Annotated in this window: 8 protein-coding genes; 7 read left to right on the plus strand and 1 reads right to left on the minus strand. The window is 66.5% G+C overall.

Annotated elements, in window-relative coordinates; all coding sequences use genetic code 11:
- The 5 genes from AZG88_RS23780 to AZG88_RS23800 all read left to right on the plus strand — a co-directional run.
- Nucleotides 1–330, plus strand: a 330-nt coding sequence (locus AZG88_RS23780; RefSeq protein ID WP_197487921.1) for a winged helix-turn-helix domain-containing protein, incomplete at its 5' end; no start/stop codon positions are given.
- Nucleotides 331–1,031: 701 nt separating this feature from the next.
- Entirely contained in the window at nt 1,032–1,760 is a 729-nt protein-coding gene (locus AZG88_RS55680; protein WP_442971742.1) for a sensor histidine kinase, read from the plus strand.
- Entirely contained in the window at nt 1,753–2,679 is a 927-nt protein-coding gene (locus AZG88_RS23790) for a TAXI family TRAP transporter solute-binding subunit (RefSeq protein WP_061040788.1), read from the plus strand. The genes AZG88_RS55680 and AZG88_RS23790 overlap by 8 nt, the downstream gene beginning before the upstream one ends.
- Before the next feature lie 116 nt (nt 2,680–2,795).
- Nucleotides 2,796–3,986 (plus strand): CaiB/BaiF CoA transferase family protein, encoded by a 1,191-nt coding sequence (locus AZG88_RS23795; RefSeq protein WP_061040789.1) that lies wholly within the window; start codon nt 2,796–2,798, stop codon nt 3,984–3,986.
- Between the two features lie 9 nt (nt 3,987–3,995).
- Nucleotides 3,996–4,775 (plus strand): alpha/beta fold hydrolase, encoded by a 780-nt coding sequence (locus AZG88_RS23800; RefSeq protein ID WP_231914161.1) that lies wholly within the window; start codon nt 3,996–3,998, stop codon nt 4,773–4,775.
- A 30-nt stretch (nt 4,776–4,805) separates the two neighbouring features.
- Here AZG88_RS23800 and AZG88_RS23805 read toward each other — a convergent pair whose 3' ends face one another.
- A complete protein-coding gene (locus tag AZG88_RS23805) occupies nt 4,806–5,804 on the minus strand; it encodes a zinc-binding dehydrogenase (RefSeq protein WP_063819490.1) in 999 nt (332 codons plus the stop codon).
- Between the two features lie 450 nt (nt 5,805–6,254).
- On the opposite strand from AZG88_RS23805, the gene AZG88_RS23810 reads away from it, so the two are divergent.
- Both AZG88_RS23810 and AZG88_RS23815 read left to right on the plus strand, forming a co-directional pair.
- The gene (locus AZG88_RS23810; RefSeq protein WP_231914162.1) at nt 6,255–7,664 is read left to right on the plus strand and encodes an MFS transporter; all 1,410 of its coding nucleotides are present in this window, start codon (nt 6,255–6,257) and stop codon (nt 7,662–7,664) included.
- A gap of 94 nt (nt 7,665–7,758) precedes the next feature.
- A complete protein-coding gene (locus AZG88_RS23815) occupies nt 7,759–8,694 on the plus strand; it encodes a LysR substrate-binding domain-containing protein (RefSeq protein ID WP_061699406.1) in 936 nt (311 codons plus the stop codon).
- Nucleotides 8,695–8,757 lie beyond the last annotated feature (63 nt).

An 8,757-nucleotide genomic window follows, 5' to 3' on the forward strand; every position in this document is an offset into this window, starting at 1 on the left:
GTGGTGCGCCGGCGAAGTATGGCCGTCGAAGGCGGCGCACCACGAGAAGTGGTCACCGGAGACGTCCGCGTCGACCTCGATTCCCGCACCGTCACCGTGGCGGGCACAGAGGTGGACCTGACGTCGAAGGAGTTCTCCCTTCTCGAGATCCTGCTCGAGAACCCGGGGGCTGCGGTCAGCCGTCAGCAACTGATGGATCGGGTCTGGGGGGACGCGTTCGTGGCGGTTTCGCGTTCGCTCGACGTCCACATCGGCACTCTGCGGGCCAAACTGGACCGGCCCGGGCTGATCAGCACCATCCGTGGTTTCGGCTACCGGTGGGTGTGCTGACCTCAGGGTCGAATCGACATGCGCCGACGGTTACTGCTGATTCTCGCGNNCCCCTCGCGCTCGCGACCGCGGACTCGCGGACGCAGGCGTTCACACTCGGCCGCGAGGGAGACATCCAACGGTTCGCCGTCCTCGCCGAGGAGTACGTCAGGACCGGCGACCCCGCCAGGATCGCCGGCGAGGTCGAGGCGTACGACGACGTGTACGGCGAGGGCGTTCTGGTGGTCTCCACGCGTGGTGTGCCCACCCTCGGCGTGGGCCTCGACGGCGACGAACCCGGAATCGACGCCGCGATTCGCAGCGGACTGCGCAACGAGCGCGTGTCCACCGTCGACCGGCTGTTCCCGTGGAGCGACGACGAGGCCCTGTTCGTCAAGCCGGTGGGGTCGGGCGCCCAGGTGAACGGCACCATCGTGCTGCGTGCCTCGACCGCCGAGGCCCGCTCCGACATCCTCCGGCAATGGGCCGTGATCGCGGCCGGCGCCGTGCTGGCACTGGTCGCTTTCGGTGTCCTCGCGGTCGCCTTGAGCCGGTGGGTGTTGGGACCGCTCGCGAACCTGTCCAAGGGAATCGTGCAACTCATCCGCCGGATGCCCGACGCGAGGACGCCGACGAGTTCCGTGCCGCCGCGATCCGTGCTGCCGGCCACGGCCGCAGGCGGGCCGCCCGAGGTGCGTCGGCTCGCGCATTCGTTCGACGTGATGTCTTCGGCGGTGCTGCGGGCAGCGGACGCGCAACAGCGCCTGATCGCCGACACCGCCCACCAACTGCGGAACCCGCTCGCGGCATTGCAGTTTCGCCTCGACCTCCTCGACGACGGGATACCGGACAATGCGCGCGAGGATTATCACAGCGTGACCGAGGAGGCCAAACGCTTGCAGATCATTCTCGACAGCCTTCTCTCGCTCGCCTCGGCCGAGACGCCGCGCTTCGGGGGCGATCGGTCCGAGGCGGCCTGCGACGCACTGTCAGTGGTAGCCGACCGGGTCGACTTCTGGTCGGTGACGGCCCGCGAACGTGGTGCGCGTCTGGTTACCGTCGCGGCCCCCGACGTCGACCGTGTTCCGGTCGCGATCGCCGAGAACGATCTGTCCCAGGTGCTCGATGTGCTGATCGACAACGCCTCCCGGTACGCAGGCCCACACCCCACCATCGAAATCGGCGTGGCCGTGGAACCGTCGCACGATCACACTCCGGTGTGCGTGTGGGTGGCCGACGACGGTCCGGGAGTCCCGGAAGAGTTGCGCGGCAAGCTCACCGAGCGCTTCTTCCGGGCCAGCGACCAGGTCGGAACGGGTCTCGGCCTCTCCATCGTCGAGGTGGTCGCCGCAGCCTACGGCGGGCGTCTCGTCATCGACGAGGCCCCCGCGGGCGGACTGCGCGTACGCTTGTGGCTCGAACCGCACGTGGAGAAGCTGGACGATGATTAACCGGCGACAGTTCATCGGCGGTGTGGCCGCAGCGGTCGCACTGTCCGGGTGCGCCCGTACCCAGCCCTCGGGGACGTATGAGATCGCGTCGGGTGAGCGCGACGGATTCCAGTCCGAGTTCGCCGAGTTGCTTGCGGACGTCCCGCCCCCCTCGGGCGGGGACCTTCGGTTGACGGTGCGCTACACCACCGGTTCCCTGGAGAACCTCTCGCTGCTGGCGTCGGGTGAGGTACTCATCGGGCTGACCCTGGCCGACTCCGCTGTCGAGTCGGCCACCCCGATCGTGGCCATCGGCCGGGTGTACGAGAACTATCTCCAGTGCGCGGTGCCGGCCCGCTCACCCTTCCACACGATGAAAGATCTTCGGGGCCAGACGATCAGCCTCGGAGCCCCGGGTTCCGGAACCGCGCAGACCGGACTGCGGGTCCTCGAGGCGAGCGGACTGACCCTCGACGACGTGACGGTGCGACCGGTCTCACTCACCACCGTTCTGGATTCCCTGCGCGACGGCACGGTCGCCGCCGCACTGTGGGCCGGTGGCGTGCCCACCCCGGCGGCGATGCCGCGGCCCGGTCACGGTCCGGACGGCGGGATCCGGCTACTCGACCTGTCCGCCGAGTACGTCGAGATGCGCAAGAACTACGGGCCCATGTACGAACCGGTTTCGGTCCCTGCCCGGACATACGGTGACACTGCCGAGACCGCGACGGTGGGGGTTCCCAGCCTGCTCGTCGCCTCGCCGCAGCTGCCCGCCGCCGTGGCAGGTGCCCTCGTCGACCTTCTCATCGATCGAGCCCAGGACCTGATTCCCCCCGATACCGTCGGCGCGCAGTTCCTCGACGCCCGATCACTGATCCAGACAGCCGGCGTCCCTCGCCATCCGGGGGCTGTCGAGGCGTACCGCCGTCACCACGGTTAGAAGGCGGACGGGTACCGCCGGCAACCTCGAGTACGTGTAAACCTGGCCCTCACCCGATTGACTATGGCGCGTACATAGAGGCAAAATGGCCGTACATTTCGAGGAAGGCTGGCTCCATGGCATCGCAGACCGCCCTACCGCTCGCGGGGATCACCGTCGTAAGCATCGAACAAGCAGTTGCTGCACCCTTCGCGACCCGGCAACTGGCCGACCTCGGTGCCCGCGTCATCAAAGTGGAACGTCCCGACGCCGGCGACTTCGCCCGACGTTACGACGAGACCGTGCACGGCGAATCGAGCTACTTCGTCTGGCTCAACCGCTCCAAGGAGTCGCTGACCCTCGACCTGAAGTCCGACGAGGGCCGCGGCATCCTCGAAAAGCTCTTGTCCACAGCGGATGTCTTCGTACAGAACCTGGCTCCTGGCGCGGCAGCCCGAATGAACCTCGACGCCCAGTCGCTCCAGCAGCGGTACCCCACGCTGATTCCGTGCGACGTGTCCGGCTACGGCAACACCGGTCCCTGGTCCGATCGCAAAGCCTACGACATGCTCGTCCAGGGCGAATCCGGTCTGATGTCGCTGACCGGCCCCGACGAGTGCCCGTCCAAGGTCGGAGTGTCGATCGCCGACATCGCGGCCGGCATGTACGCCTACAGCGGGATCCTGTCCGCGCTGTACACGCGCGCAACCACCGGCACGGCCCGCGCGGTCGAGGTCGCTCTGTTCGAGGCGCTCGGCGAATGGATGGGATCTCCCGCCTACTACACCGAGTACGGTGGCCGGCAGCCGAGCCGGGTCGGAGCGGAACACGCGACGATCGCCCCGTACGGCCCGTTCCCCACCGCCGACGGCACGGTCCTGCTGTCGATCCAGAACGACCGCGAATGGTCCGCGTTCTGCTCGGAGGTCCTCGGCGACGAGTCGATCTCCACCGACCCGCGTTTCTGCCGTAACTCCGCGCGGGTGACGCACCGTGAGGAATGCAACGCTCTGATCTCCGAGCGGACGCGTCTGCTCAGCACCGACGACGCCCTCGCCCTGCTCGACAAGGTGTCGATCGCCAACGGCAGGCTGGGCACCGTAACGGACTTTCTGTCCCACCCGTCCCTGGCCGGCCGTGACCGTTGGCGTGAGGTGGCTACCCCGGGCGGCCCGGTTCGGGCGTTGCTGCCGCCCGCGAACCTCAGTGGTGTGGAACCTCGATTCGATCCGGTTCCGGCTCTGGGCGCGCACACGGATGCCATCCTGGGGGAGCTCGGCTATACCGACGGCGTGATCTCCGAGCTGCACGCGGCAGACACGGTCTGAGGGCCGGCAGTGCCCCGTGCAGTGGCGTCCGACGGAACGCGTATCGCGTACCAGGTCAGCGGCGGCGGACCGCCGCTGCTGCTGCTCGCCGGTCAGGCCAACAATCACCACTGGTGGGACCGCGTTCGCGCGGACTTCGACACGCACTTCCGCACCATCACGGTGGACTACCGCGGAACCGGAGCAAGCGACAAGCCCGAGACCGAGTACAGCACAGTACTGTTCGCCGCCGATGCGATCTGCGTGCTGGACTCCCTCGGCATCGAGAGGGCGCACGTCTACGGCACCTCCATGGGAGGCCGGGTGGCGCAATGGGTCGCCGCGCGCCACCCGGAGCGTGTCCACACACTGATCCTCGGCTGCACCTCGCCCGGCGGAACGCACGCGGTGGAGCGCAGCCGGGAGGTGCGCGCGAGCCTGGCGCAACCCGATCCCGACCGGTCATGCCGCGCCCTGTTGGAGTTGATGTACACACAGGATTGGATCGGTCGAAATCCCGGTCCCTACAACACCCTCGGTGATCCGGACATGCCCGCGCACGCCAAGCTCGCCCACCTGCGGGCCAGCAACGGCCACGACGCGTGGGATGCGCTGCCGTCGATCAGTGCACCGACCCTCGTCCTGCACGGGACCGAGGACCTTCTGTCCCCGGTCGACAACGCTCCCCTGCTCGCCGAGCGGATCCCGAATGCCCGCGTGCGGTTGCTCCCCGGCGCACGGCACGCGTACTTCGAAGAAGATCGCACTGTCGCGGGCGCCGCGGCGATCAGCTTCCTCTTCGCACCGTGAGAATTCGCTCACGAGTGGGGTTGAGGCGCACTAGTCACCGGATCCGGGCATGACGATACCGACCTTCGCGGCACCGTGGCCGTGGTCGCGGGCGGCGGCGAGTGCGGCGGGAGTGTCCTCGAGGTCGAACATCTTCTCGAGGCAGTGGTCGACCTCGATCGTCCCGGTATCGATGGCCTCGACTGCCGCCCGGAACGACAGCAGCCCGGCCTCGGACTGCGTACCGTTGACCCACTCCATGGTCAGGGATTTGCGGAATGAACGCTCCACGGGGAACGGCGCGTTGCCCTTCGATTCGGGGTAACCGAAGAATCCGACAGTCCCGCGAATACGCGCGGCTTCGACCGCGGCGGCACGGGCGAGGTCGTAACCCGCGGCCTCGATCACCAAGTCCGCACCGACGCCGCCGGTCGCGTCGAGTACGACGTCGGAGATCGACTCGACCGGTTCGAGGACGGTCCGTGCCGCGCCGAGCCGTTCAGCGATGGCGAGGCGGTCCTTGTCCAGGTCGGCGACGGTGACCTCGACGCCCCGAGTGATCAAGTGCTGCAGGTAGAAAAGACCCGAGGAGCCGGCGCCGATGACCGCCGCGGTCTGGGGCATACGCTCGACCGGGGTGTCGGCGGGCAGAAACTTCTTCATTCCGAAGAGAGTGGTGCCGAGTTGCTGTGCGAGCAGCATGCGCCGTAGGTCGACGCCGTCTTGCAACACGATCACATGGCGGGCGTCGACGGCCTGGTACTCGGCGAAACAACCACCGCGCTGACCGTGGGGAACGGTCAGCACTGGCCGTCCGACCTCGACATTCGAATTCTCGCTCCTAACAACGATTCCCACTCCCTCGTGACCCGGATAGCCAGGTCTTCCGAGAAGCTCGGGGTTGTGGAATCCGTCGAAGACGATATGGACGTCGGAGCCGCAGATCGAGGCGTATCGCATTTCCACGAGCACTTGGTTCGGCTCCGGGACCGGCCGGGAGAAGTCGCGAACTTCGACGACGCCGGGTGTGGTCACGCATGCTGCACGCATTCATGCCTCGCTTGGGTGAGTCGGTGGGGGAAGCCGGAGGACGCGGCGGATAGTCCCTCGGCGCGCCTTCCTGGATGGCGGTCACGGTATCGCACGCAGTCGGCGGCGACAAGAGGAATCACCCTCGGTTCCGGGGACGAGCGGCGAGTCGAACCAGGTGCAGCACAGTCGCTTCGACTCAATCGGGTTGCCATGTCCGCTCGTCATCACTCCATCAGAATTTGGCATTATCGCGCTTGGTCCATCAGGTAGCAGAATCACCTGAGTCACTACAACGAAGTGAGATCCAGATAACTATTTCGAGGCGAAGTAACGCAGGCTACGAGGGGTGTGGTGCATCCCAGCGGCGCCGAAACCCTCAGTACCTGAGGCGGGTTCGTGACGGACCGGACCGTCGATCGGTGAAGCCCGCAGCCATTGCAGGATCCATTCCCACCACAAGGAGTCGCCATGACCCCCTCTACACCGCCGCAAGCTCACAGAACCGATGATCGATCAGAGGAGCCGCCTCGCTCGCGCAGTCACTACGTCAAGTCGGTGCTGGTCGGTTCCATCGGCAACATGATCGAATGGTTCGACTGGTTCGTGTATTCGACTTTCGCAATCTATTTTGCCGGACAATTCTTTCCGAGCGACGACCGCACCGCGCAGCTCCTGAACACGGCGGCCATCTTCGCCGTCGGATTCCTGGCGAGGCCTCTCGGCGGCTGGTTGCTCGGGCGTCTGTCGGACCGCAACGGCCGTAAAGCCGGCCTGACGGTGTCCGTCGGAATGATGTCTGCGAGCGCCTTGATGATCGCTCTCGCGCCGAACTACGAGACGGCCGGCAATCTGGGAGCGTGCCTGTTGGTCACCGCGCGCATCCTGCAGGGACTGTCGGTCGGTGGTGAGTATGCCGCGTCGGCAGCGTATCTGACCGAGGTATCCAAGAAGGGCTGGCGGGGTCTGGGGGCGAGTTTCCAATACATCTCCGTCACCCTGGGGCAGCTCGCCGGCCTGCTGGTCCTCATCGTCTTGCAGTTCTCCTTGTCCGACGAACAGCTGACGTCGTGGGGTTGGAGAGTGCCGTTCGCGATGGGTGCCATCGGTGCCGTCGCGGTCTTCTACCTGCGGCGCGGAATGCACGAGACGACGGCCTACTCGGTTGCCGAAACGGTCGATACCGAAGATCGCCGGGGAACACTGGCCGAGGTATGGCGCAACCGGCGCGCCGCCGTCGTCGTCTTCACCCTGACCCTCGGTGGCACCGTCGCCTACTACACCTACACCACCTACCTGACCAGCTACTTCGTGAACAGCGTCGGCCTCGAGAAGTCGCAGGCCTCGACGATCAGCTTCATCGGACTGCTCGTCTTCCTGGTCCTCTTGCCGATCGGTGGATACGTCTCCGACCGCATCGGCCGGCGGCCCGTCCTCATCTTCTTCGGCATCGGCACCACGACCGGAACGTATCCGATCCTGCAGGGAATGCAGAACAATCCCACGTGGCTCACCTGCCTGGTGCCCACCGTCCTCGGCCTGGTGTTCGTGGTGGGGTACTCGTCGGTCAACGCGGTGGTCAAGGCCGAACTGTTCCCCACCGGGGTACGAACGGTCGGTGTTGCCATCCCGTACAGCATCGCCACCGCCGTGTTCGGGGGCACTGCCCCATACATCGCTCTGGCGTTCCGCGACGCGGGCCGGGAGAGTTGGTTCTTCATCTACGTCTCGATCTGCGCGGCCATCTCACTGATCACCTACGTGTTCATGCGTGAGACCAAGGACGTCAACCTCATCGCCGCGACGGCAGCCCCGGGACCGACCGACCGCGCGCAGCACTCGGCCTCGAAGGGGACACCGATCACCACCGTCCAGGGTTGAGAAATTGGTATTCTCTGTTGTGATCGATGCCGCTCCTGCATATCGCCTGCTGATGGTGCGGGCCGGCGGGTAGTTCGGGAAGGTGGGTCGTCCGGTGGACGTCAAGCAGTTGACTGCACTCGTTGCAGTGGCGGACGCCGGGAGCGTGACCCGCGCAGCCGAACTACTCCACTTGGTTCAGCCGGCGGTGACACGCCAAATTCACACGCTCGAACAGGAACTGGGTGTCCCGCTGTTCGAACGTAGCCGTGCGGGAATGGAATTGACGGAGTCCGGCCGGCTCATGCTCGAGCGCGCCCGGAGGGTGCTGTCCGAACTCGAGCGTGCCCGGGCCGAGATCCGACCGAATCCAGGGGTGCTGCAAGGGATCGTGACGGTCGGACTTCTGTCCTCCACCTCCGAACTGCTCGCCGAACGACTCGTCGCGGCCGTATTGCAGGAGCATCCCGCCGTCCGGCTGCGAATAGTGTCCGGCTACGCCGGACACGTGCGGCAGTGGCTCGATGCCGGTGACATCGACCTCGGCCTGCTCTACAACCTGAAATCCACGTCGTCGCTCAACGTGCGGGCACTGCTCGCCGAAAACCTGTGGGCGGTTGCCCCGCCCGACGGCGGGCTCGACACCGGCCGACCGGTCACCCTCGACGAAGTCGCGAGTCACCCGGTCGTGATGCCCAGTGCGCCCCACGGAATTCGGACATTGGTAGCGGAGGCGTGCGCGAGACTCGACATCGTCCTGAACATTGTCGTCGAGACCAACGAAGTGAGCATCCAGAAGCGGCTCGTGCGAGCTGGTCACGGCTGGACGATCCTGCCGGGCATCGCCGTTGCCGGTGATGTCGCCAGCGGTCTGCTCAGTGCGGCGCCGCTCCATTCCCCGGCGGTCGAGCGCACCGTCGCGCTAGCGTTACCGAGCGCCCCGCGGATCCCGCCTGCCGTCCGCGCGGTGGCTGATCTGCTGGTCCGCCAGATGCGTGAAGCCGTCGAGCGCGGTGAGTGGCCGTCCGCCCGTTGGAAGCCGGACGACTAGTCGCGCGCGGATCAGAGACCTCCGCGTGCCACCAGCTGGCCGGCGATGACGTTGCGCTGGATC

This window comes from Rhodococcus sp. LB1 (assembly GCF_001583455.1).
Taxonomy (GTDB): Bacteria; Actinomycetota; Actinomycetes; order Mycobacteriales; family Mycobacteriaceae; genus Rhodococcus_F; species Rhodococcus_F opacus.